At 71.3% G+C, this 22,298-nt stretch carries 20 protein-coding genes; 15 read left to right on the top strand and 5 right to left on the bottom strand.

The window, feature by feature from the left end:
* The first annotated feature begins 81 nt into the window (after window positions 1-81).
* Together ACFU8Q_RS21875 and sigJ are read left to right on the top strand one after the other, a co-directional pair.
* Window positions 82-1,092 carry an aldo/keto reductase gene (locus ACFU8Q_RS21875; protein ID WP_384456452.1) on the top strand — a complete coding sequence of 337 codons (1,011 nt, stop codon included), beginning with the start codon at window positions 82-84 and terminating at the stop codon, window positions 1,090-1,092.
* Between the two features lie 177 nt (window positions 1,093-1,269).
* On the top strand, window positions 1,270-2,169 hold the full coding sequence (sigJ, locus tag ACFU8Q_RS21870; protein ID WP_384456450.1) for an RNA polymerase sigma factor SigJ: 900 nt from the start codon (window positions 1,270-1,272) through the stop codon (window positions 2,167-2,169).
* 40 nt (window positions 2,170-2,209) lie between these two features.
* On the opposite strand, the gene ACFU8Q_RS21865 is transcribed toward sigJ, so the two are convergent.
* Window positions 2,210-2,734 (bottom strand): hypothetical protein, encoded by a 525-nt coding sequence (locus ACFU8Q_RS21865; protein ID WP_384456447.1) that lies wholly within the window; start codon window positions 2,732-2,734, stop codon window positions 2,210-2,212.
* Window positions 2,735-2,818: 84 nt separating this feature from the next.
* Here ACFU8Q_RS21865 and ACFU8Q_RS21860 point away from each other — a divergent pair, with 84 nt between their 5' ends.
* Together ACFU8Q_RS21860 and ACFU8Q_RS21855 are read left to right on the top strand one after the other, a co-directional pair.
* Window positions 2,819-3,370 (top strand): TetR/AcrR family transcriptional regulator, encoded by a 552-nt coding sequence (locus tag ACFU8Q_RS21860; RefSeq protein ID WP_384456444.1) that lies wholly within the window; start codon window positions 2,819-2,821, stop codon window positions 3,368-3,370.
* A complete protein-coding gene (locus tag ACFU8Q_RS21855) occupies window positions 3,367-4,911 on the top strand; it encodes an MFS transporter (protein WP_384456442.1) in 1,545 nt (514 codons plus the stop codon). The genes ACFU8Q_RS21860 and ACFU8Q_RS21855 overlap by 4 nt, the downstream gene beginning before the upstream one ends.
* Before the next feature lie 102 nt (window positions 4,912-5,013).
* On the opposite strand, the gene ACFU8Q_RS21850 is transcribed toward ACFU8Q_RS21855, so the two are convergent.
* Complete coding sequence (locus ACFU8Q_RS21850; protein WP_266917157.1) at window positions 5,014-5,685, bottom strand: 1-acyl-sn-glycerol-3-phosphate acyltransferase; 672 nt, start codon at window positions 5,683-5,685, stop codon at window positions 5,014-5,016.
* Between the two features lie 234 nt (window positions 5,686-5,919).
* Between ACFU8Q_RS21850 and ACFU8Q_RS21845 the strand changes: the two genes are divergently transcribed.
* The 3 genes from ACFU8Q_RS21845 (at window position 5,920) to ACFU8Q_RS21835 (ending at window position 8,298) form a co-directional block, all read left to right on the top strand.
* Complete coding sequence (locus ACFU8Q_RS21845) at window positions 5,920-7,098, top strand: glycerophosphodiester phosphodiesterase (protein ID WP_384456439.1); 1,179 nt, start codon at window positions 5,920-5,922, stop codon at window positions 7,096-7,098.
* Between the two features lie 93 nt (window positions 7,099-7,191).
* The gene (locus ACFU8Q_RS21840) at window positions 7,192-7,758 is read left to right on the top strand and encodes an RNA polymerase sigma factor (RefSeq protein ID WP_384456436.1); all 567 of its coding nucleotides are present in this window, start codon (window positions 7,192-7,194) and stop codon (window positions 7,756-7,758) included.
* A 36-nt stretch (window positions 7,759-7,794) separates the two neighbouring features.
* Window positions 7,795-8,298 (top strand): GNAT family N-acetyltransferase, encoded by a 504-nt coding sequence (locus ACFU8Q_RS21835; RefSeq protein ID WP_384456433.1) that lies wholly within the window; start codon window positions 7,795-7,797, stop codon window positions 8,296-8,298.
* A gap of 45 nt (window positions 8,299-8,343) precedes the next feature.
* Here ACFU8Q_RS21835 and ACFU8Q_RS21830 read toward each other — a convergent pair whose 3' ends face one another.
* Both ACFU8Q_RS21830 and ACFU8Q_RS21825 read right to left on the bottom strand, forming a co-directional pair.
* A complete protein-coding gene (locus tag ACFU8Q_RS21830; protein ID WP_384456430.1) occupies window positions 8,344-8,781 on the bottom strand; it encodes a hypothetical protein in 438 nt (145 codons plus the stop codon).
* A 2-nt stretch (window positions 8,782-8,783) separates the two neighbouring features.
* Complete coding sequence (locus ACFU8Q_RS21825) at window positions 8,784-9,143, bottom strand: hypothetical protein (RefSeq protein ID WP_384456428.1); 360 nt, start codon at window positions 9,141-9,143, stop codon at window positions 8,784-8,786.
* Window positions 9,144-9,735: 592 nt separating this feature from the next.
* Between ACFU8Q_RS21825 and ACFU8Q_RS21820 the strand changes: the two genes are divergently transcribed.
* From ACFU8Q_RS21820 to ACFU8Q_RS21785, 8 genes are all read left to right on the top strand, one after another.
* Window positions 9,736-10,794 (top strand): methionine ABC transporter ATP-binding protein, encoded by a 1,059-nt coding sequence (locus ACFU8Q_RS21820; RefSeq protein ID WP_384456425.1) that lies wholly within the window; start codon window positions 9,736-9,738, stop codon window positions 10,792-10,794.
* Complete coding sequence (locus ACFU8Q_RS21815; RefSeq protein ID WP_384456422.1) at window positions 10,791-11,462, top strand: methionine ABC transporter permease; 672 nt, start codon at window positions 10,791-10,793, stop codon at window positions 11,460-11,462. The genes ACFU8Q_RS21820 and ACFU8Q_RS21815 overlap by 4 nt, the downstream gene beginning before the upstream one ends.
* 74 nt (window positions 11,463-11,536) lie before the next feature.
* On the top strand, window positions 11,537-12,403 hold the full coding sequence (locus tag ACFU8Q_RS21810; RefSeq protein WP_384456420.1) for a MetQ/NlpA family ABC transporter substrate-binding protein: 867 nt from the start codon (window positions 11,537-11,539) through the stop codon (window positions 12,401-12,403).
* Between the two features lie 102 nt (window positions 12,404-12,505).
* Entirely contained in the window at window positions 12,506-13,183 is a 678-nt protein-coding gene (locus ACFU8Q_RS21805; protein ID WP_384456417.1) for a GNAT family N-acetyltransferase, read from the top strand.
* Between the two features lie 110 nt (window positions 13,184-13,293).
* On the top strand, window positions 13,294-14,532 hold the full coding sequence (gene cbiE, locus ACFU8Q_RS21800) for a precorrin-6y C5,15-methyltransferase (decarboxylating) subunit CbiE (RefSeq protein ID WP_384456414.1): 1,239 nt from the start codon (window positions 13,294-13,296) through the stop codon (window positions 14,530-14,532).
* Window positions 14,533-14,864: 332 nt separating this feature from the next.
* A complete protein-coding gene (gene cobT / locus ACFU8Q_RS21795) occupies window positions 14,865-18,209 on the top strand; it encodes a nicotinate-nucleotide--dimethylbenzimidazole phosphoribosyltransferase (RefSeq protein ID WP_384456411.1) in 3,345 nt (1,114 codons plus the stop codon).
* Window positions 18,210-18,455: 246 nt separating this feature from the next.
* The gene (gene cobA, locus ACFU8Q_RS21790; protein ID WP_384456408.1) at window positions 18,456-19,718 is read left to right on the top strand and encodes a uroporphyrinogen-III C-methyltransferase; all 1,263 of its coding nucleotides are present in this window, start codon (window positions 18,456-18,458) and stop codon (window positions 19,716-19,718) included.
* 101 nt (window positions 19,719-19,819) lie between these two features.
* Window positions 19,820-20,638: a TrmH family RNA methyltransferase gene (locus ACFU8Q_RS21785; RefSeq protein WP_384456405.1), complete on the top strand. Its 819-nt coding sequence runs from the start codon at window positions 19,820-19,822 to the stop codon at window positions 20,636-20,638.
* Between the two features lie 4 nt (window positions 20,639-20,642).
* Here ACFU8Q_RS21785 and ACFU8Q_RS21780 read toward each other — a convergent pair whose 3' ends face one another.
* Entirely contained in the window at window positions 20,643-22,052 is a 1,410-nt protein-coding gene (locus tag ACFU8Q_RS21780; RefSeq protein WP_384456402.1) for a serine/threonine-protein kinase, read from the bottom strand.
* Window positions 22,053-22,298 lie beyond the last annotated feature (246 nt).

Below are 22,298 nucleotides of genomic sequence, written 5' to 3'. Positions count from 1 at the left end.
GCCGTACGCTCCCCGCCCTCCGGGTTCCGGGAGCTGAGCTACGTTGACGGGGGAGCGCACCCGATCGACGAGGAGCCCACGATGCCTTTCGACCTTCCCCGAGCTCTCGGCTTCGCTCGGCCAGGGGAGGCCCCATCGGCCGCAGCGACGAATCCGAGCGCCCACATCGGGCTCGGCCTGGCAGCGGTCGGCAGGCCCGGCTACATCAACCTGCACCGCGACCGCGATCTGCCCGCCGATCGCGGCGTCGAGGCGCTGCGCGAGCGCACCCACGAACTGCTGGACGCCGCCTACGCGCAGGGCGTCCGTTACTTCGACGCGGCCCGTTCCTACGGTCGTTCGGAGGAGTTCCTGGCCGGCTGGCTGACGGCGCACCCGGAAGCGCACGATGTCGTCATCGGCAGCAAGTGGGGCTACACCTACACCGCCGACTGGAGCGTGGAAGCCGAGGCGCACGAGGTCAAGGACCACAGCCCGGCCACGTATCTGCGCCAGCGCGCCGAGACCGACGCGCTGCTCGGGGACCGGCTCGGCCTCTACCAGATCCACTCGGTCACCGCCGACAGCCCGGCCCTCACCGACAAGGAGCTGCACGCACGGCTCGCCGAACTCGCCGCGGCGGGGGTCGGCGTCGGGCTGTCCACCAGCGGACCCGCCCAGGCCGACGCCGTCCGGGCCGCCCTCGCCGTCACCGTCGACGGCGAACCGCTCTTCCGCACCGTCCAGGCCACCTACAACGCCCTGGAGACCTCGGCCGGAGCCGCGCTCGCGGAGGCCCATGACGCCGGGCTCACCGTGATCGTCAAGGAAGCCATGGCCAACGGTCGGCTCGCCGGGACGGAGGCCCCCGCCGTGGTCCAGGAGATCGCCGCCGACGCAGGCGTGGGCAGCGACGCGATCGCGCTGGCGTTCGTACTGCACCAGCCGTGGGCCTCAGTGGTCCTCTCCGGCGCGGCGACCCTCGACCAGCTCGCCGCAAACCTGCGCGCGGCCGTCGTCGACCTCGGCGAGCCGCCGCGCGCCCGGCTCGACGCGCTCGTCGAGGAGCCGGAGGCGTACTGGCACCGCCGCGCCGCGCTGCCGTGGAACTGAGCGGGCGCGCCCGGCGCCGGAGAAGGGGTGCTGAGCCACCTGTCACATCGGTGAGGTCCGGTTCGTCATGGCAGTGACTGCACACTACGGAGGAGTGCGACTGTGGTCGGACATGAGCGGGACGGACGCGGGCTGAACGGGCGCGAGGTGGACGGGCGTGGGGTGAACAGCCGCGAGGTGAACGGGCGCGAGTTCCTGGCCGAACGCTTCGAGGAGAACCGTACCCAGCTGAAGGCCGTGGCCTACCGGATGCTCGGCTCGGCGAATGAGGCGGAGGACGCCGTCCAGGAAGCCTGGATCCGGCTCAGCCGTACCGACAGCCGGGCAATCGAGAACCTGGGCGGCTGGCTGACGACGGTGGTCGGGCGGGTGTGCCTGGACATGCTCCGCTCCCGCCGCTCGCGCCGCGAGGAACTGCTCGACACGCGCGCGCCCGGGGCCCACGCCCCGGACCCGGTCCTCGGCGCCGAGCCGGAAGCCGACCCGGAGCAGCAGGCGATGATGGCCGATTCGGTCGGTCTCGCGATGCTGGTCGTACTCGAAACGCTCGACCCCGCCGAGCGGCTCGCCTTCGTCCTGCACGACATGTTCGCCGTGCCGTTCGACGAGATCGCCCGCGTCGTGGACCGCACCCCGGCCGCGGCCCGGCAGCTCGCCAGCCGGGCCCGTCGCCGGGTGCGGGGCGCGGAGCCGGATCCGGACCCCGATCTCAGCCGTAAGCGCGAGGTCGTCGACGCCTTCCTGGCCGCCGCCCGCGGCGGTGACTTCGAGGCCCTCGTCGCCGTGCTCGACCCGGACGTCGTGGTGCGGTCCGAAGCCGAAGCCGGTGGCGTCGGTGCGCCGTCCCTGGTGCGGGGCGCCGCGACCGTGGCCCGCCAGGCGATGATGTTCGCACCGTTCGCCCGGTCGTCGCTGCCCGCGCTGGTCGACGGGGAACCGGCCGTCGTCTCGGCGCTCGACGACCATCGGTTCTCGGTCATGATCTTCACCGTCGCGCGGGGGAAGATCACCGAGATGTTCGTGGTCAATGATCCGGCCCGCCTGCCCGGCCTCGACCTGACCGTCCTCAACGACTGATCCGGGGTGGGGCGGCAGCGACTCGACCGGGGTGGCGGACTCAGTTCCTGCCGCCCCGGCGGCCGTCCGCCCACGCGGCGAGCACCTCGAAGTCGGCCGGCAAGAGCCCGATCCATGGATCGATCCACAGCAGGAGAGCCTCGGCCGCCCCCTGCTCGGCGGCCCACTCCCGGTCCTGCTCGGAGATCTCGTCGTCGACCCAGGCGAAGGGCCGGCCCGCCGCGTACTCCACCACGTACTGCGTCTTCCAGTACGTGCCGTCCGGCGCGCTGCCGTGCATCGACGGCCAGTCGATGTACGGCAGCGAAGGGAGCCCGAGACACGGCCCGATCCACACGTTGGCCTCGTCCTTCCAGGTCGTCGCCCAGACCAGCTCGTAACGTCCTGCCAGGCCGCGCAGCGCCTTCCCGTGTTCCGGGTTGAGGAGGACGGGCAGCGGCAGCCCGTAGTCCCACCCTGTCGGCCGCATGAGATGCAGCGCATAGCCGTCCGGAACCCGGCGGCGTGTCAGTGCCGCGTACGGATTGAGCGGGCCGTCGATGTCGATCAGCAGCAGCGGCTTCATGCCGACATGGTCCCCTCTCCCGTCGACGGAGGGCGACGGCTCTGCAGTGAGACATCAATGTCTCATATGGGTTATGGTCGTCTCATGACTCTCGACCGTGAGCAGGTGCTGCGCAGCGCAGCCGCCCTGCTGACCCGTAAATCGACCGCCACCATGGACGAGGTCGCCAGAGCCGCAGGCATCGGACGGGCCACCCTGCACCGGCACTTCGCCGGACGGGACGCCCTGGTCAGGGCATTGGAGAACCTGGGCATCCAGGAGTTCGGAGCGGCTCTGGACGCCGCCGCGCTCGACGAGGGGACCTCCGAGGAGGCGCTGCGCCGACTGGTCGCCGCCGTCGAGCCGAGTGCCGGACTCCTCTCCTTCCTCGTCACCGAGAATCAGCTCTTCGAGGGCGACGAGGTCAACGAAGGCTGGAACCGGCTCGACGCCCGGGTCTCCGCCTTCTTCCGGCGCGGCCAGGAACGCGGCGAGTTCCGCATCGACCTCACCCCCGCCTGGCTGACCGAGGCCCTCTACGGGCTCATCTCCTCCGGCGCCTGGGTCGTCCAGACGGGCCGGGTCGCCGGGCAGGACTTCCAGCACATGATCGTCGAGTTGCTGCTCGGCGGCGCACGCCGGAGCGTGGAGCAATGAGCAGTCTCGAACAGCACGCGGAATCCGCCGAAGAGCTGCGCCGTCCGGGGCGGTGGATCGCCCTGGCCGTCCTCGTTCTCGCCGTGCTGCTCGTGGCCGTGGACGCCACGGTCCTCGGCCTCGCCACGCCCTTCCTGACCGAGGACCTCAAGCCCTCCGGCACCCAGCTGCTCTGGATCGGCGACGTCTACTCCTTCGTCATCGCCGGGCTCCTGGTCTCCATGGGCAGCCTCGGTGACCGCATCGGCCGCAAGAAGCTGCTGCTGAGCGGTGCCGTCGCCTTCGGCGCGGTCTCCGTGCTCAACGCGTACGCGAGCACCCCCGAGATGATGATCCTGGCGCGGGCGCTGCTCGGTGTCGCGGGCGCCACCCTGATGCCGTCCACACTCGCCCTGATCCGCAACCTCTTCCACGATCCGCGCGAGCGCAGCCTCGCCATCGGCATCTGGGGCGCCATGGCCTCGGCGGGCGCGGCCGTCGGCCCGGTCGTCGGCGGATTCCTCCTGGAACACTTCTGGTGGGGCTCGGTCTTCCTGATCAACCTGCCCGTCATGGCCGTCCTGGTGGTCGTCGGCGTCAAGATGATTCCCGAGTCGAAGAATCCGGCGCCCGGCCCCTGGGACCTGGCCGGCGTGGCGCTCTCCTTCATCGGCGTGATCGGTGTCGTATACGCCGTCAAGGAGCTGGCCGCGCACGGTACGAGCTGGGCAGTCGCCGTCGCGGGCCTCGGCGGCCTGGCCGCGCTCCACTGGTTCGTCCGCAGACAACTCACGCTCCCCGCGCCCCTGCTGGACATGCGGCTCTTCCACCACCGGGGCTTCTCGGGCGCCGTCCTCGCCGATCTGCTGACCATCCTCGGCCTGTCCGGACTGGTCTTCTTCCTCTCCCAGTTCCTGCAACTGGTCCAGGGGCGCGGACCGCTGGAGGCAGGACTCGCCGAACTGCCCGCGGCCGTCGGCGCGGTCACCGCGGGACTGCTCGCCGGTGTGGCGGCCCGTCGCTACTCCGTACGGTCGGTGGTGTCCGGCGGTCTCGCGGCGATCGGCCTGGCGCTCGCCGTGGTCACTTTGATCCACAAGGAGACCGCCTACCCGCTGATCGGCGCGGTGCTGCTGGTCGTCGGCGTCGGCGCGGGCTTCGCCTTCACCGTCACGTCCGATGTGATCCTCTCCAGCGTCCCGAAGGAGCAGGCGGGCTCCGCGGGCGCGGTCTCCGAGACGGCGTACGAACTCGGCGCGGCCCTCGGTATCGCCCTGCTCGGCTCCATCGTCACCGGCGTCTACCAGGACTTCGCCACCCCGCAGGGCGTTCCGTCCGCCAACGCCGCGGCGGCCCACGAATCGCTGGGCGGCGCCGTCGAAGCGGCCCACGGCCTTCCGGCACAGCAGGCGAGCGCGCTGATCTCCGCCGCACAGGAGTCGTTCGTCGACGGGCTGCGGTTCGCCGCGGGTGCCGGCGCGGTGGTCCTGCTGGCGACGGCCGTCACCGCCTGGTTCCTGCTGCGGGGTCAGAAGCTGGAGGAGGGCATCGTCCATCAGTAGCCGCCCGCGTCCCGGCCCGCACGGGCCGATACGACATACGGAAGGGCCCGTACCGCCAACCGGGGTACGGGCCCATCCGCGTAACCTGCGCCGTGCGTCAGCTCACGCGGCCTTCGCCTTCGTGGCGTACATGTCGACGTACTCCTGACCCGACAGCCGCATCACTTCGGCCATCACGGAGTCGGTGACCGCCCGCAGCACATAGCGGTCGCGGTCCATGCCCTCGTAGCGGGAGAACTCCATCGGCTCACCGAAGCGGACCGTCACCTTGCCGGGGCGGGGCAGACCGGCACCACCGGGCTGCAGCTTGTCCGTGCCGATCATCGCGAACGGCACCACCGGCGCGCCCGTCATCAGCGTCAGCCGGGCGATGCCCGTACGACCCCGGTAGAGGCGGCCGTCGGGGGAGCGGGTGCCCTCCGGGTAGATGGCGAAGGCCTTGCCCTCCTCCAGCACCCGACGGCCCGTCATCAGCGCCGCGACACCGCCGCGGCCGCCGTCCCGGTCCACCGGGATCATGCCGCAGCCCGTGAAGAACCAGGCCATCGCCCTGCCCTTGAGTCCCTTGCCCGTCACGTACTCGTCCTTGCCGATGTAGTACACCGGCCGGTCGCAGCAGATCGGCATGATCATCGAGTCGATGAACGTCAGATGGTTGCCCGCGAGGATCACCGGACCGTCCCCGGGGATGTTCTCCACGCCCTCCACCTGGGGGCGGAACATCAGGCGCAAGATCGGTCCGAGCACTGCCTTGATGAGTGCGTGTCGGGACAACGGTTCCTCCGGTGTAGTGGCCGGGACGGCCGAGGCGCGGGATCGTGACGGTCCATGCAGGTGAGGACGATACTCGCGGGTACTCGCTCACCGCACATCGGGTTCACCGAGTGGATACGCAGTGTTGACGCGGGTTTCCGCCATGTTCGTCCAGGAGATGCTCCTTCGACGGTACGACTGCCTACGCTCGGGCCGCGCCCGACAGGTGCGAGACATCACACGCGAGGAGCATTCATGACAGAGCGCGCGCAGGCAGGTCCCGGCCGCAGAACCCTGCTCGGTGCGGGGGCCGCCGTGCTGGGCACGGCCGCCCTCGGGCTGGCCGGCGGACCGGCCGACGCGGCCGGGAACGCGGCCGCGAACACCGATGGACGGCCGGGCGGCCACGGCTTCCGCCTCGATCTTCCGGTGCCCACCGTCATCGGGCACCGCGGCACCAGCGGCTACCGGCCCGAGCACACCCTCGGCTCCTACCAGCTGGCCCTCGACATGGGCGCGCACATCATCGAGCAGGACCTGGTGCCGACCAAGGACGGCCATCTCGTCTGCCGTCACGAGAACGACATCACCGCGACCACCGACGTCTCCGCCCACCCCGAGTTCGCGAGCCGCAAGACCACGAAGAAGGTCGACGGGGTCTCGCTCACCGGCTGGTTCACCGAGGACTTCACCCTCGCCGAACTGAAGACACTGCGGGCCAAGGAACGCATCCCCGGCACCCGTCAGAAGAACACGCTCTACGACGGCCGCTGGGAGATCCCCACCTTCGAAGAGGTGTTGCGCTGGGCCGACCGAGAGGGACGCCGGCGCGGCAAGCCGGTCTGGCTGTACGTCGAGACCAAGCACCCCACCTACTTCCGGGGCCTGGGTCTCGGCCTCGAAGAGCCCCTCGCCAAGCTGCTGCGCCGCTACGACCGCCATCGCAAGCAGTCGCCGCTCATCCTCCAGTCCTTCGAGCCCGGCAGCATCCAGCGTCTGGCCGGACTGGTCGCCACCCCGCGCGTCGTCCTGCTCTCCGGCGCGGGCGAGCGCCCCTGGGACTTCGTCACGTCCGGCGACCCGCGCACCGTCGCCGACCTGGTGAAGCCCGAGGGCCTGAAGTGGATGGCGTCCTTCGCCCAGGGCATCGGACCCACCCTGGACCTGATCATTCCCAAGGACGCCTCGGGGCGGCTCACCGCACCCACCACCCTCGTGACGGACGCGCACGCCCAGGGCCTGGTCCTGCACCCGTACACCCTGCGCAACGAGAACACCTTCCTGCCCGCCGACTTCCGGCGCGGCACGGACCCCACCGCGTACGGTGACGCGTTCGGCGCGTTCCAGGCGTACTTCGCGACGGGTATCGACGGGATCTTCTCCGACAACCCGGACACCGCCCTTCTCGCCGCGGCGGACTTCGCCGCGAAGTGAGACCGGCGTCAGCACCCGGCCGGGGCGTGCCCCGGTCGGGTGGTGCGCGCCGGGTACGGCAACCGGCCGCCGGTACGGTGCGTTGCCCGGGGCATGACGCTTCTCGATCACGCCCCCGCAAGGACCGAGGCCGCCCCCGCGGACGTCGTCCGCGCCCTCCATCCACTGGTGAGCGCCGAGGCCACGGCCGAGGCGGCCGCCTCGGCGACGGGCGCGGCGATCGAACCCGCCGACCTCGAACAGGCCGTCTGGCTGAGGCTGTTGGAGCGGCTCGAGCTGGACGGGCCGCCGCCGGACCCGGCGCGCTGGGTGCGCAACGCCGTACGGGCGGAGGCCCGCCGGGCCCGACGCACCGCCCGGCACGAACGCCCCTACCGCGACGAGACCTCCGCGGACCCGGCCGGCTGCCCCGAACGGATCGCCGTCGGTGCCGACGAACGCCGGGCGCTGCACGCCGCGGTGGACCGGCTGCCCGGCCGCTGCTCCCGGCTGCTGGCGGCGATGCTGGCGCCCGGTGACCCCACCTACCGGGAAATCGCAGGGAAGTTGGGTATGTCACAGGGTAGTTTGGGTCCGATCCGTTCCCGATGCCTTGGATGTCTGCGCAGAATGCTCGCGGCGGAGGTTGTCGCTCCTGAACCGCGGGGAAAGGAGCGTTAGACAACCGGTGGATCAGGTGGGCGGAGGCATGCGCACATGGGCATGAGTGTGATCATCTCGGCGGCGACGGCACAGGATGCCGAAGAGATCTTGAAACTTCAGTACCTCTGTTTCCAGACCGAGGCGGAGCTGTACGGGAACTACCGGATCGACCCGCTCGTCCAGACGCTCGATTCGGTGCGCGCCGAGATCGCCACGAATCTGGTGTTCGTGGCGCGGCTGGGTGACGAAGTCGTCGGTTCGGTCCGCGGATCCATCGATCAGGACGGCGCCGGGCAGATCGGCAGGCTCTGCGTCCACCCGCGGCTCCAGGGGCACGGCCTCGGCGCCCGGCTGCTGCGGGCCGCGGAGTCGGGACTCGCCGACGAGCGGTCGGCCACCCGCTTCCGGCTGCACACGGGGCACCGCAGCGAGGGCAATCTGCGCCTCTACCGGCGGGCCGGTTACGCCCCTGTGGGCAATGGGATGAGCCAGGACGGCGTCCGGATGATCCTGCTGGAGAAGGACGCGACCGCGCCCCTCTACGTGGCGAGCGCGTAGCACCGGTTACACCTACGCCGTCCGTCCGCGCGTTCCGCGCCCGGCCTACGCGTTCTTCGCGCGGCGCAGCCACATCATCCCGGTGATCGGCAGGATCACCGGGATGAACAGATAGCCCATGCCGAAGTCGGACCAGACCGTGGCGTCGGCGAACGCCGAGGGCTCCACCATCGTCCAGGTCCCGACGACCAGCACACCCAGGAGCTCCGCGGCGCAGCACACCAGCGCCGACCTGCGCGCCTTCTCGCCGCCACGCACCAGCGAGTACGTGATGAACCCGTACACGACGGCGGCGACGGCCGACAGCACATAGGCGAGCGGAGCCCTGCCGAAGTCCAGGATCATCTGGACGATCGAGCGGGAGGCCGCCGCGACGGTGAACACCCCGTAGAACCAGACCAGTACCCGGCCGGGACCGGTACCGAGGTCGAAGGGGCGCTCCCCGCCGGTGGCGGTGGCGGGGGTGCGATCGGTGTCGGTCACGGTCAGTTTCCCCAGATGTCGTAGAGCCGTACTTCGAGGACGGCCAGTACGACCGCGCCCGCCGCCACCGTCACCGAACCCCACCGGGTCCGCTCGGTGAGCGACAGGAATCCGGCCGCGGGCACGGCCAGGAAGGACCCGATCAGATACGCGATGAAGATCGTCATGCCCTGCTCGGGCCGTTCACCCCGGGACAACTGCACGACGCCCACCACCAGCTGGGCCAGCGCCAGCAGCGAGACCACGGCCATCCCGATGAAGTGCCAGTCCTTGGTCGGCTGGTCCCGGTAAGCGGCGAATCCGCACCAGGCGGTGAGGGCGAGCGCGGTCACGGCGACCGCGACCGTCAGGGCGTCAAGCATGAGGCGAGGGTATTACGGACCAAACGGCCCCCTGCGTGCGCCCCCGCACCCGGGGAGCTGCCCGCACCCCGGCGGGACCGTGGCCTTGACCACAGCACGCGACCGCTCCGCGTCGGCCGCGCAATTCGTCGCCGCTGCCCCTCCGCCGTATCGGTGCAGGTCACAGCCCAGGAATCGGGAATCACGACGGCCGGCCGAACCGTCTCGCGCCACCATCCACGCCTGTCCGCTATTCGGACAGGCGGGCCGGGCGGAACGTTACGTCTGTTTTACTTGGCGCATGACCACGACGAGCGACCGCATCCTTGCGACCGAGGCGATCACAACGCCCGGTGCTCGTTGTATGTGTCGAATGCGCACCCTCTGAGGGCCCCCGCCCGATCCTCGCGCCCCGAAGCGAGACCGAGCCCGAGCCGTCCGCACCCAGCGGAACGAGCCTGCCCGAGCACCGCTGCCCGGCCCTCCGCCGCCCGCAGCCGTGCCGAGACCCCCCGCTCGGGACATCCGATCGAAACGCCCGGACAGTCTCATCAGACGAATGCCCCGTGCCCGGCGGACACCGCGCCGCGCACTCGACAGTGACGGAAACCCTGTGATCACCACTACGGGCCTCACGAAGGTCTACCAGTCGCGCGACCGCGAGGTCACCGCCCTGGACGGCGTCGACCTGCACGTCCGCGAGGGCGAGGTGTACGGCGTCATCGGACAGAGCGGCGCCGGAAAATCCTCCCTCATCCGCTGCATCAACCTCCTGGAACGCCCCACCTCCGGCACCGTCACCGTGGCCGGCCAGGACCTCACCGCCCTGGCCGGCCGGGGCCGCCGGGCCGGCAAGGAACTGCGCGAGGCGCGCAGCCGCATCGGCATGGTCTTCCAGCACTTCAACCTGCTGGCCTCCCGCACCGTCCAGGACAACGTCGAACTCCCGCTGGAGATCCTCGGCGTATCCGGCAAGGACCGCGCCCGCAAGGCCCTCGAACTCCTCGACCTGGTCGGTCTCGCCGACAAGGCCAAGTCCTACCCGGGCCAGCTCTCCGGCGGCCAGAAGCAGCGCGTCGGCATCGCCCGCGCACTCGCCGGCGACCCCAAGGTGCTGCTCTCCGACGAGGCGACCTCCGCTCTCGACCCCGAGACCACCCGCTCCATCCTCCAGCTGCTGCGCGACCTCAACCAGCAGCTCGGCCTGACCGTCCTGCTCATCACGCACGAGATGGACGTCGTCAAGACGATCTGCGACTCAGCCGCGCTGATGCAGCAGGGACGCATCGTCGAATCCGGCACCGTCGGCGAACTGCTCGCCACCCCCGGCTCCGAACTGGCCCACGAACTGTTCCCCGTCGGCGGTACGGCCTCCGGCCCCGACCGCACGGTCGTCGACGTCACCTTCCACGGCGAGGCCGCCACCCAGCCGGTGATCTCGCAGCTCTCCCGTACGTACAACATCGACATCTCGATCCTGGGCGCCGCGATGGACACCGTCGGCGGCAAGCAGATCGGCCGGATGCGCATCGAACTGCCCGGCCGGTTCGAGGAGAACGTCGTCCCGATCGGCTTCCTGCGCGAGCAGGGCCTGCAGGCCGAGGTAGTGGAGCACGCCGCCCCCATCCCCGTACAGACCCCCGCCCCGCTCACCAAGGAGGTGGCGAAGTGACCTGGTCCGAAATGCAGCCGCTGCTCACGCAGGGAACCATCGACACCCTTTACATGGTGCTCTGGTCCGCGGTCGTCACCGTTCTCGTGGGGCTGCCGCTCGGCGTCCTGCTGGTCCTCACCGACAAGGGCGGACTGCTCCGGAACACCCCGGTCAACAAGGTCATCGGCGTGATCGTGAACATCGGCCGCTCGCTGCCGTTCATCATCCTGCTGATCGCCCTGATCCCCTTCACCACCTGGGTCGTCGGCACCTTCATCGGCCCGACCGCGATGATCGTGCCGCTCGCCGTCGGCGCCATCCCGTTCTTCGCACGGCTCGTCGAGACGGCCGTCCGCGAGGTCGACCACGGGCTCGTCGAGGCCGTCCAGTCGATGGGCGGATCCATCCCGACGATCGTCCGCAAGGTGCTGCTCCCGCAGGCGCTGCCCTCGCTCGTCTCCGGCGTCACCACCACCGTCATCGTGCTGATCGGCTACTCCGCGATGGCCGGCGCGGTCGGCGGCGAAGGGCTCGGCTCCAAGGCCGTCACCTACGGATTCCAGCGCTTCGACAACCAGTTCATGCTCATCACCGTCGCGCTGCTCATCGTCATCGTGACCGTGATCCAGCTGATCGGCGACGGAGCCGTACGGCTGCTGGCCCGCCGGGGCCGCACCACCACCTGAGACTTTCTCTCCCCTCACAAGCCCGAACTCCTTGTCCGGGCGCACCACCCTCACCACCGAAAGAGGCACTTTTCGTGCGCAAGAACATCAAGATCACCGCAGCTGCCGCCGCCACCGCCGCCCTGGCCTTCGGCCTCACCGCCTGCGGCACGTCGTCCGACCCGGCCTCCAAGAGCGAGGCCGGCGCCAAGGCCGACACCTCCAAGGCGCTCGTCGTCGCCGCGTCCCCGACGCCGCACGCCGACATCCTGAACTTCGTCAAGAAGAACCTGGCGGACAAGGCGGGCCTCAAGCTGGAGGTCAAGGAGTTCACCGACTACGTCCTGCCGAACACCGCCACCGAGACGGGCCAGGTCGACGCCAACTTCTTCCAGCACCAGCCGTACCTCGACGACTTCAACAAGAAGAACAACACCCACCTCGTCTCCGTCGGCACCGTCCACCTGGAGCCCCTCGGCCTCTACTCCAAGAAGGTCAAGGCCATCGGCGACATCAAGTCCGGCCAGACCATCGCGGTGCCCAACGACACCACGAACGAGGGCCGCGCCCTCCAGCTGCTCGCCGAGAACGGTCTGATCACCCTCAAGTCCGGCGTCGGCACCGACGCCAAGCTGAGCGACATCACCGACAAGAAGGGCCTGGAGTTCAAGGAGCTGGAGGCTGCGACCGTGCCCCGCGCCCTGAACGATGTGGACGCCGCCGTCATCAACGGCAACTACGCCATCGAGGCCGACCTCAAGCCGGCCAAGGACGCCCTGGTGCTGGAGAAGGCCGACGGCAACCCTTACGCCAACATCATCGCCGTGAAGAAGGGCAACGAGAAGGACGCCCGGGTCGAGAAGCTCGTGAAGCTCCTGCACTCCGACGAGGTCAAGAAGTTCATCGAGGACACCTACCAGGGCTCGGTCGTCCCGGCCTTCGGCACCGCCACCAAGTCCTGACACCCGCACGACATTTGTCCGACGAGCCCCGCCCACCCCACCACGGGGTGCGCGGGGCTCCGTCGTGGGCCCCGCCCATGCACAACGCCCACCCGATGCTGCATGCTGTGCCTTTACACGGTCTTCGGCATGGAGCTGCGCATGACTTCCACCTTTCCGTCCATCTCCATCAGCACGGATCGGTTGGTGCTGCGCCCGTTCGACATGGCGGACGTCCCCGCGTACATCGAGATGATGAACGACGAGCTCGTCACCGCCTGGACCGAGGCCCCCCACCCCTACACCCAGGTCGACGCCGAACGCTGGGTCCGCAGGATCGCTCCCGCACAGCGCACCACCGGTGACGGCATCGTCTTCGCCGTCACCGAATTCCTCACCCAGCGACTCGTCGGCTCGGTCCGCCTGCGCAACACGGACTGGCGCACCCTCGCCACCGAGGCCGCGTACATCACCGCCCCCTGGGCACGCGGCGAGGGCTACGCCACCGAGTCCGTACTCGCGCTGGCCCAGTGGCTCTTCCGCGACCAGGGCTTCGAGCGCATCGAACTGCGCACCGCCGCCGACAACACCGCCGCCCAGCAGGTCGCCCAGAAGCTCGGCTGCATCAGCGAGGGGGTCCTGCGCAACGCCCGCATAGCGCGCACCCAGACGGAGGACGGCAGCTGGACCGACATCAGGACCGACTTGATCGTCTGGGGCCTGCTCCCCGAGGATCTCGAAGGAGTCGCCGAGCAACTCGCCGACGCGGGCGGCTACGGCGCCTACAACGACTGGAACTGATCCCCACAGGGCCCCCGGCACCGTGCTGGTACGGACCCGGGTACCCTCAGAGGCCTGTCCACCCTTCACGGGCAGCCCCACCTGCGACAACTCCAGGAGACTGACGACAGATGGCCGATCGGGTCACCGTGATCGGCTGGGACGGCTCGCCACTGACAGGCGCGGCCACCGCCGCCCTCTCGGCCGCCACGCTCGTCGCCGGAGCCGCCCACCACCTGGCACTCCCCGAAGTCCCGGCGCACGCCGAACGGATCCGCCTGGGCTCCATCGACCTGGCCGCCCGCCGGATCGCCGGACACCGCGGCAGCGCCGTGGTCCTCGCCGACGGAGATCCCGGCTTCTTCGGAGTCGTGCGCAACCTCCGCGCACCCGAACACGGCCTCGAAGTCGAAGTGGTGCCCGCCGTGTCCTCCGTCGCCACCGCGTTCGCCCGCGCCGGAATGCCGTGGGAGGACGCCCAGATCGTCGTCGCCCACCCCCGCACCCTGCGCCGCGCCGTCAATGTCTGCCGCGCCCACCACAAGGTCGCCGTCCTCACCTCGCCCGGCGCGGGCCCCGCCGAACTCGCCCTGCTCCTCGAAGGCGTTCACCGCACCTTCGTCATCTGCGAGGAACTCGGCACCGCGCGCGAACAGGTCAGCGTCGTCACCTCCGAGAACGCGGCCGATCACGTCTGGCGCGACCCGAACGTGGTGATCGTGATCGGCGGCGGCCCCGAACCGCAGGCCACCGGCGCCTGGATCGCCGGCCGCCACCCCGCCTACCCCCGTGGTGTGCGTGGCTGGGCACTGCCATCGGAGGCCTACCCGGGCGGCGCCACCGACGCCGGGGACGAGAGCGGTGAGGGCGAGTCCCCGGGGCTGCGCGCCGCCCAACTGGCCCGCTTGGGCCCCCGTACCGGCGACCTCCTGTGGGACATCGGCTCCGGCAGCGGGGCCCTGGCCGTGGAGGCCGCCCGCTTCGGGGCCGCGGTTCTGGCGGTCGACAGCGACCCGGCGGCCTGCGCCCGCACCGCGGCGGCGGCCCGGTCCTTCGGCGTCCAGCTCCAGGTCGTCGAGGGCCGGGCACCGCATGTGCTGGAGCGGCTGCCGGAGCCCGACGTCGTACGGATCGGAGGCGGCGGAGTTCCCGTCGTCACCGCTGTCACCGAACGCCGGCCGGAACGCATCGTGACCCATGCCTCCACGCGCGACGAGGCCGAGGCACTCGGCGCGGCACTCGCCGGGAACGGATACACCGTCCGGTGTTCGCTCCTCCAGTCCGTCGAACTCGACACGGCCGCATGGTCGGAGCGCGAACGCTCGGTCGTGTTCCTGCTCTCCGCACTGCGTTCGGACCTCGCCCCCTGACCCGTTCGGCGTACGGCGCGAGGTAGGCTGGCCGATTGTTGCACCGCGCCTGGATGTTCGTCGCTTCGTTCGTCAATGTCCGGAAAAGGGGGCCGTTTTGGCCCCCGTTGTGGTACGGCAGACCGGGGGATGCGCGACGTGGCGCAGTCCACAGCGGGCCGTGGCGAAAAGAGCTGCCGCGGCAGCGAACGGCCGCGAGAATGCAGTATGTCCGCGACCGTTTCGTGCCGCGCGGCGCACCCGCTCGTTCTTGTTGACGAGCGCCGGCGTGCCGTGTTCGGGCGTCCCGGGCGAAGGGCCGAAGGAGCACTGACGATGGGCGAGGGGTACGCATGAGTGACACCGGCCAGATCCCGGGTGAGGGACTGCCGGAGAACGCAGGCATGGTGGAGCAGCCGGGCATCGCCGCCCCGGATGCCTACACCTACCTCGCTCCCTCCGAGCATGTCTCCGAGGACGACGATCTCCTGCTGATGCCGAGCCCCCAGGGAGCCTGGAGCGACCCGCAGGCGGTACCGGCCCCCGGCCAGTACCCCGACGGCGTCGCAGCACAGGCACCGCTGCCCGAACAGGCCGCCTACCAGGCCCAGCCGCAGTTCGCCTTCGAGGCTCCGGGGCAGCCCCAGGGGCCCGTGCAGGTCCAGGCGCAGGAACCCGTCCAGAGCCAGGTGCAGGTCCAGGCCGCGGACGCGTACGCTGCGCAGCAGGCAGCGCCCGGCCCCGTGCCCGAGGCCGGTCAGGGGACGCACGAGTCCGGTGGCCGCGACTCCGGTTCGGTCGATCTGAGGGGTGTACGCATCCCGGCGCCCACCCCCGCTCCCGTCCCGGCGGCCCAGAGTCAGCCGCAGCCCCAGACGCCGGCGCGTCGACCGCTGCACCGAGGTCCGGTCGTGGCCGACGGCGGGCCTTCCTACGGCGGATCGCCGACCGGCGGAGTGGTCCGCTCGCTCGCCGACCGCGGACCCGCGGGCGCGCCCCAGACGCAGACCCAGATCCAGACCCAGGCGCAGCCCCAGGCACCCGCACGGCACGCCGGACCGCCCACGATCGGACCCGAGTACTTCGAGACGCCGGGCGACGGAGCGGCCGTACTTCCGGGCCCGCAGTTCGGTGAGATCCTGCCGCAGGGCGGAAGCCCGTGGTCGGCCCAGGCGCCGGAGCAGGTCGCCGCCCCGGCGCCGGCAGAATCGGTCGTCCCGGAGCCGGTCGTCCTCCCGGACCCGGTTGTCGAGCCGGTATTTGAGGCGCAGCCCGTGCAGGCCGCGCCGGTGGCCGATGCGGCGCCGGTCGCTGTCGAAGCTCCGGCCGAGGCCGCTGCCGAGGCAGACGTCGAAAGCGCGGCGAAGTCCGAGGCCGAGGCTGTCGCCGAAGCGCCTGCCATCGAGGTCGCCGCCGTCGCGCCGGAGGAGACCACGCCGATGGAGACCGCGTCGGTGGAGGCCGCACCGGAGGAGGCCGTGGAAGCCGCTCCCATGGGCCGGTTCGTGCCCGTGGAGGGGTCGGTGCCGACAACTCCGCACCTGGCGCCGACGCCCGTGGTGGAGGAGCATGCCGTGGAGGCCGAGCCCGAGTCCGAGCGGGTCGCGATCGTCATGGAGCCGGTCCAGCCCGCCGAGGTCGTGGCAGCCGTCGAGACCGCCGAGGCTCCTGAGACGGTCACCGCCCCCGCCCCCGAGGCCGAGGTTCTGCCGGAGCCCGAGCCGGGCCCGGAGGTCATCGAGACCCCGGACATCACGACCGCCCCGGACATCACGACCGCCCCGGACATCGCGGCCGCCGCCGACATCGCGGCCCCCGCGGAGGCTGCGGAAGTCACCGGGGCCGCGCCCGTGAAGTCCGTACAGCCCGAGGCGCAGTCAGAGCCCCAGCCCGAGCCCCGGCCTCTCGTCGAGGAGGTGGCAGCCCCCGAGGCGTCCGCGTCCGAGGAGTCCGAGGCTCCCGCCGCCCCGCCCGCTCCCGGCTACGACGACGCCGAGCGCGAGGCAGTGCTGCGCGTCATGCGCGAGCGCCGCGACATCCGCAACGGCTTCCGCAGCGACCCGATTCCCCACGAGGTCCTGCTCCGGGTCCTCGAAGCCGCGCACACGGCGCCCAGCGTCGGCCACTCGCAGCCCTGGGACTTCGTGGTCATCCGCTCGGCGGAGACCCGCCGTTCGATGCACGAACTGGCACAGCGTCAACGCGACGCCTACGCCACGTCGCTTCCCAAGGGCCGGGCCAAGCAGTTCAAGGAACTGAAGATCGAGGCCATCCTCGACACCCCGGTCAACATCGTCGTCACCGCCGACCCCACCCGCGGTGGCCGCCACACCCTCGGCCGGCACACCCAGCCGCAGATGGCCCCGTACTCCTCGGCACTCGCCGTCGAGAACCTCTGGCTCGCCGCCCGCGCCGAGGGCCTCGGCGTCGGCTGGGTCAGCTTCTTCGACGAGCGCGAGATGGTCCGCGCCCTGGGACTGCCCGAGCACCTGGAAGTCGTCGCGTACCTCTGTGTCGGTTACGTCGACGAGTTCCCCGAGGAGCCCGAGCTCATGCAGGCGGGCTGGTCGAAGCGCCGCCCGCTGTCCTGGGTCGTCCATGAGGAGACGTACGGCCGCCGCGCCCTGCCCGGCGAGGAACCGCACGACCTGTTGCAGGAGACCATCTCCAACATCCGCCCGCTGGACGCCAAGGCGCTCGGCGAGGCATGGGAACGCCAGAAGCGGATGACCAAGCCCGCCGGCGCGCTCGGCATGCTGGAGATCATCTCCGCGCAGTTGTCGGGGCTCTCCCGGATGTGCCCGCCGCCGATCCCGGAGCCCGCGGCCGTCGCGATCTTCGCGGGCGACCACGGGGTGCACGCCCAGGGGGTCACGGCCTGGCCGCAGGAGGTCACCGGCCAGATGGTCGCCAACTTCCTCGGCGGCGGCGCAGTCTGCAACGCGTTCGCGGCCCAGGTCGGGGCCGAGGTGTGCGTGGTCGATGTCGGCGTGGCCATGGAACTGCCCGCGACACCGGGCCTCCTTCCCCGCAAGGTGCGCGCCGGAACGGCCGACTTCACGACCGGTCCCGCGCTCACCCGCGAGGAGGTCCTGGCGGCCGTCGAGGTCGGCATCGAGACCGCCCGCGATCTCGTCGCGGCAGGCAACAAGGGCCTGCTCACCGGCGAGATGGGAATCGCCAACACCACCGCGTCGGCCGCTCTGATCTGCGTGTACACGGGCATGGACCCGGCCGAGGTGACCGGTCGCGGCACCGGTATCAACGACGAGATGCACGCCCGCAAGGTCGATGTCGTCCGCCGGGCCCTCGAACTCCACCAGCCCGACCCGGCCGACCCGATCGGTGTCCTGGCATCGGTCGGTGGTCTCGAACACGCGGCGATGGCCGGCTTCCTGCTGGGCGGTGCCTCGCTCCGTACGCCGGTCATCCTCGACGGCGTGAGCGCGGGAGCCGCGGCCCTGGTTGCCCGGGCGATCGCCCCCGAGGCCCTCGCCGCCTGCATCGCGGGCCACCGCAGCGCCGAGCCCGGCCATGTCGCCGCACTCAACAAGCTGGGCCTGCGCCCGCTGGTCGACCTCGACCTTCGCCTCGGCGAGGGCACGGGCGCGCTCCTGGCGCTGCCGATCGTGCAGAGTGCGGCGCGGGCGATGCACGAGGTGGCGACCTTCGATTCGGCGGGCGTGACGGAGAAGTAGAGGGACTGAAAACAAGCCTCGCCGGCGTTCGAGGCGCGGGGGTCCGGGGGCGGAGCCCAGGAGCCCACGGTCGCGGGAGGGGGCGGGTAGGGGAACAAGCCCGCCGCAGGCGCCCCCACCCGCACCCGGCCCCACCCCCGCACCCACCCCCGTATCGTGGACCCCCCACAAACCCGCACGTCACAGCCGCTCCACCGCCGCAGCGGCCGCCGCACTCCGTCCCCTGCACGAGGAGCCCGCACCACCATGGCCGAGCACGCGGTTCACGCCGATCACCCTGCGTACCCCGTCGGACTGCGTCTCGGCGGACGCCGAGTCGTCGTGGTCGGCGGTGGTCAGGTCGCCCAGCGCCGTCTCCCCGCGCTCATCGCGGCGGGCGCCGACATCGTCCTCGTATCGCCGGCCGCGACCCCGTCCGTCGAGGCGATGGCCGACGCCGGCGAGATCCGCTGGGAGCGCCGCCCGTACGCCGACGGGGACCTGGCCGACGCCTGGTACGCCCTGATCGCGTCCGACGACACCGCGGCGAACGACGCCGCCTCCGCCGAGGCCGAGCGCACCCGCACCTGGTGCGTCCGCAGCGACAACGCCGACGCCGCCACGGCCTGGACCCCGGCCACCGGCCGCAGCGAGGGCGTGACCGTCGCGGTCCTCACCACCGACACCCACGGCCGCGACCCGCGCCACTCCGCCGCCGTCCGCGACGCCATCGTCGAGGGCCTGCGCGACGGCACCCTCGCCGCACCCCACCACCGCACCCGGACCCCCGGCGTCGCCCTGGTCGGCGGCGGCCCCGGTGACCCGGACCTGATCACGGTGCGCGGCCGCCGCCTCCTCGCCGAGGCCGACGTCGTCATCGCCGACCGCCTCGGCCCGCGCGACCTGCTCGACGAACTCCCGCCGCACGTCGAGGTGATCGACGCCGCGAAGATCCCGTACGGCCGCTACATGGCCCAGGAGGCCATCAACCAGGCACTCATCGAGCACGCCAAGGCGGGCAAGGCCGTCGTGCGGCTCAAGGGCGGCGACCCGTTCGTCTTCGGCCGCGGCATGGAGGAGGCCCAGGCGCTCGCCGCCGAAGGCATCGCCTGCACCGTGGTCCCCGGCATCTCCAGTTCGATCTCCGTGCCCGGCGCTGCAGGCATCCCCGTCACCCACCGCGGAGTGGCCCACGAGTTCACCGTCGTGAGCGGCCATGTCGCCCCCGACGACGAACGCTCACTGGTCGACTGGCAGGCCCTCGCCCAGCTGCGCGGCACCCTCGTGCTCCTGATGGCCGTCGACAAGATCGGTGCCATCGCCCGTACCCTCATCGCCCACGGCAAGGCACCCGATACCCCGGTCGCCCTGGTCCAGGAGGGCACCACGGCAGCCCAGCGCCGGGTCGACGCGACGCTCGCGACCGTCGCCGAACGAGCCGTCGCCGAGGACGTACGCCCCCCGGCCGTCATCGTCGTCGGAGACGTCGTCGCCGTCGGCACCAGCGCCGCACCGCCGACCGCCGAATAGCCGGCCCGAGCACCCGCCGGCACCCCCGCCGAGTAACCAGCGGTAACAGATCTTCCCCCAAGCCGTTGGCATCACACACCGGACAAGGCAGTATCGAACCCGTGGCTGATCTCATCACCGTCGACGACCCCGACGACCCCCGCCTGCGCGACTACACCGGACTGACCGATGTCGAACTCCGGCGCAGGCGTGAGCCCGCCGAGGGCCTCTTCATCGCCGAGGGCGAAAAGGTGATCAGACGCGCCAGGCACGCCGGGTACGAGATGCGCTCGATGCTGCTCTCGGCGAAGTGGGTCGACCTCATGCGCGACGTCATCGACGAGGTCCCGGCCCCGGTGTACGCGGTCAGCCCCGAGCTCGCCGAACGCGTCACCGGCTACCACGTCCACCGCGGCGCCCTCGCCTCGATGCAGCGCAAACCGTTGCCGACGGCCGACGAACTGCTGGCGACGACCCGCCGGGTGGTCGTCATGGAGGCCGTCAACGACCACACCAACATAGGGGCGATCTTCCGCAGCGCCGCCGCTCTCGGCATGGACGCCGTGCTGCTCTCGCCGGACTGCGCCGATCCGCTCTACCGGCGCTCGGTCAAGGTCTCGATGGGCGCGGTCTTCTCCGTCCCCTACGCCCGTCTCGACACCTGGCCCAAGGCCCTGGAGACCGTACGGGAAGCGGGCTTCGAACTCCTCGCACTGACCCCGGACGAAAAGGCCAGCAGCATCGACGAGGCGGCACCGCACCGGATGGACAAGGTGGCGCTGATGCTCGGTGCCGAGGGCGACGGGCTGTCCACCCAGGCCCTGGTAGCCGCCGACCAATGGGTGCGCATCCCGATGGCGCACGGCGTCGACTCGCTGAACGTGGGAGCCGCCGCCGCGGTCGCGTTCTACGCCGTGGCATCGGGACGCCCGCAGAGCTGACCGGCTACCTGAGCACCGGACTCTGCGCCCCGGTCTCCGCCCGGCCCGGACTCTTGCTCTGCGCCTCGTTCAGACCCTGCGCCTGGGCCCACACCGCGCCCTGGCTCTGCGCCTGGCCCCGGGGGCGGTCCGTGCCCAGCCCGCGGGCCGGACCCTGGCAGCCCTGCGCCGCCGCGATGCCCAGCGCCACCAGCAGCGTCACCACGACGAAGACGACGAGCCGCTGCCGCAGCAGCCGCGGATTGGCGGGACGCCGCCCGGTCGACGTCTTGCGGGCCCCGGGACGCGTTCCCGGCCGGCCGTTCGTCCCGTTCGTGCCCTGCGGGCGCCTGCCGGACCGCGTCGTGCTGCGCGGCGGCTGATGCTGCTGAGGGCGCGAACCACCGGTACGGGGCGACCCGGCTCGCGAGGACGTGGCCTGTCGGCCGCTCTGCGGTTGCTTCTGCTTCTGCCGGCGGGTCGCCGGAGGAGCCGTACGCCGGGTCTGCTGCTCGGTGTACGGGCCGTCGATGTACGGGCCGTCGATCCGGCCGGTCGGGCGGTCCAGCTCCTGCGCCGAACGCTGGACGGGCGGACGGCTCTCGTGCAGACCCTGCGCCTCCCGTGCCGCGATCTCCTTGAGTCGCATGGAGAGTTGGAGCGTGCTCGGCCGCTCCTCGGGGTCCTTCGCCAGGCAGGCGCTCACCAACGGCGCGAGCGCGTCGTGCACGTCGTACAACTGCGGTTCCTCGTGCACCACGCGGTACAGCATCACCTCGGAACTGCCGTGCCCGAAAGGCGAGTCGGCCATCGCGGCGTACGCCAGCGTGGCACCGAGAGAGAACACGTCCGTCGCGGGCGTCACCGCCGCACCGCGCACCTGCTCGGGAGCCAGGAATCCCGGCGAGCCCACCGCCGTACCGACATGGGTGAGGGTGGACGCCCCGGTTGCCCAGGCGATCCCGAAGTCGATGATCCGGGGGCCCTTGGGCGAGAGGAGGATGTTCGACGGCTTCAGGTCGCGGTGGACGACACCGGCCTCGTGCACCGCCACCAGCCCCTCGGAGAGCGCCGCCCCGATCGAGGCCACCTCGGCCGCCGACAGCGGGCCCTCCTCGGCCACCTTGTCGTGCAGCGAGGGCCCCGGGACGTACTGCGTGGCGAACCACGGGCGGTCCGCCTCCAGGTCGGCGGCCACCAGACGGGCCGTACAGCCGCCGCGGATCCGCCGCGCGGCGGACACCTCGCGCGCGAACCGCGAGCGGAACTCCTGGTCCTCCGCCAGATCCGGGCGGATCACCTTCAGGGCCACTCGCTGGCCCCGCCGGTCCGAACCGAGGTAGACGACACCCATGCCACCCGCTCCGAGCCGCCGGTGCAGCCTGAACGAACCGACGACACGCGGGTCCTCGCGCCGGAGCCGCATCATCGCCATGTCTGCCCATCCCCGCTGCCTGGTACGCCTGACGAGGCACAGCTTACGTACCCGGCGCCCGGGGCGCTCAGAGGCCGCGCCCTCGCCCGCCGATCGATTGTCGGTGCGCAGCACGGCGCGTGACGGGGTGTGGGGGCGCGGCCGTTCGTGCACCGGGCCGCGCCGGATGTTCAAACCGGTTGCGGTGACAAGACGTTGGTGCCATGAGAGCCACGGCCCGACGAGGCCGGTGCCGCACACCGACCC

This window comes from Streptomyces sp. NPDC057543, assembly GCF_042801895.1.
In the GTDB taxonomy this organism is placed as follows: Bacteria; Actinomycetota; Actinomycetes; order Streptomycetales; family Streptomycetaceae; genus Streptomyces.
Note: the sequence above shows the minus strand (reverse complement) of the source record. Positions and strands in the feature narration are given on the sequence as shown.